This is a genomic window from Asticcacaulis sp. W401b, from assembly GCF_046503825.1.
Classification (GTDB): domain Bacteria; phylum Pseudomonadota; class Alphaproteobacteria; order Caulobacterales; family Caulobacteraceae; genus Asticcacaulis.
In genome coordinates, this window is the sequence record NZ_JBKFEE010000050.1 from 1 (window position 1) to 1,466 (window position 1,466).

A 1,466-nucleotide genomic window follows, 5' to 3' on the forward strand; every position below is an offset into this window, starting at 1 on the left:
GTAATTGCTCACGTGGTTGGCAGATTTGGGGTTGCGCGATGAATCGGGTTCTGAATCCATGGGGTCATGATTCGTCCTCCGCTTCGTCCTCTTTCGGATAAAGAAAAAGACGCGCTGATTGCAGAGCAAGCTGATCTGCTGCGCCAGCAAGGGGCTATGATCGAGGAATTGGTCCGGCGGCTGAATGACCTTGAGCGGCGCGGCGGCAAGGCGCGGAAGACTTCGAAGAACTCGCATCAGCCGCCATCGAGCGACGGCCCTGGTAAGCCGAACCGGCCGGGTGGCGGGGCTAAGAAGCCTCGCCCGTCGCGTCCGGGCGTTTCGCGCCGGCTGGCCGACAATCCTGATCGGACAGAGCGCGTGTATGCTTCTGAGTGTCGCCACTGCCATGCCGATGTGTCACGGCTTTCCCAGCACATTCGGTGTCGCTACGACCATATCGACCTGCCGCCGATACGCCCCGTAGTTACGCGGGTCGAACTCATGGGCGGGCGTTGCGGATGCGGTCGGCGTTTCCGCGCTGCCGCGCCCGCCTCGATGCCCACCGGCTCACCGTTTGGTCCTGGAATCCGTTCACTGGTCACCTATTTGCACCATTCTCACCATGTCAGTTTTGAGCGGCTGTCGCGCGTCATGGGAGAACTGTTCGGCCTGAAGATATCCGAAGGCGGTTTGACCAATATCTTCAAGGGCCTTGAAGGCAAGATGGCAACGGCTTGCGAGGCCATTGCCGCTCAACTGCGAACCGCCCGCGTCGTCGCGTCCGACGAAACCACGACGCGCGTCAGCGGTATCACCCAATGGCAATGGAGCTTCACCTCGGACAAGGCGGTCCTTCATAAGATCGCGCCGAGCCGAGCCAAGTCCGTTCCGCAAGAAGTGATGGCGGGCCATTATCCGGACGTTTGGATCAGCGACCGCTATGCCGGTCAGCAGGAACTAGCCAAAAATCACCAGGTCTGTCTGGCCCACGTTCTTCGCGACGTACAATATGCCATCGACTGCGGCGACACGGTCTTTGCCCCGAAAATACGCGACCATCTGCGATGGTGTATCCGCGTTGGACATCGAAGCGGGGACCTGAAAGATGGAACCCTTCGCGCCTATGCAGCCAAGGCAGACGACAAACTCGATAAAATCCTTGCCATTCCAACGGCCCATCCGGCCGGGGCCTATCTGAAAAAGCAAATTAAGGCGTGGCGGACCAAGTTCTTCGTCTTCATGACCGATCCCAGGGTGCCACCCACCAACAATGTCTCCGAGCGAGAGATCAGACCGTCGGTCGTCTTCCGAAAAGTGACAAACGGCTTCCGCTCACAATGGGGCGCCGACATACACGCAGGATATCGCTCAATCACAGGCACTGCACGCCTACGCGGCCTGATGCCTTACGCCGCGATCCGCGTCCTCGTCGACGGAAACTTCGCCGTCGCGTAGCCTCGCACGCCAACCACGTGAGCAATTAC

Annotated in this window: 1 protein-coding gene; it reads left to right on the plus strand. The window is 59.6% G+C overall.

Going from position 1 to position 1,466, the window contains the following annotated elements; genetic code table 11:
- Positions 1-66 precede the first annotated feature (66 nt).
- Positions 67-1,437 carry an IS66 family transposase gene (gene tnpC / locus ACK8OE_RS20795; RefSeq protein ID WP_410274072.1) on the plus strand — a complete coding sequence of 457 codons (1,371 nt, stop codon included), beginning with the start codon at positions 67-69 and terminating at the stop codon, positions 1,435-1,437.
- The last annotated feature ends 29 nt before the right edge of the window (positions 1,438-1,466 follow it).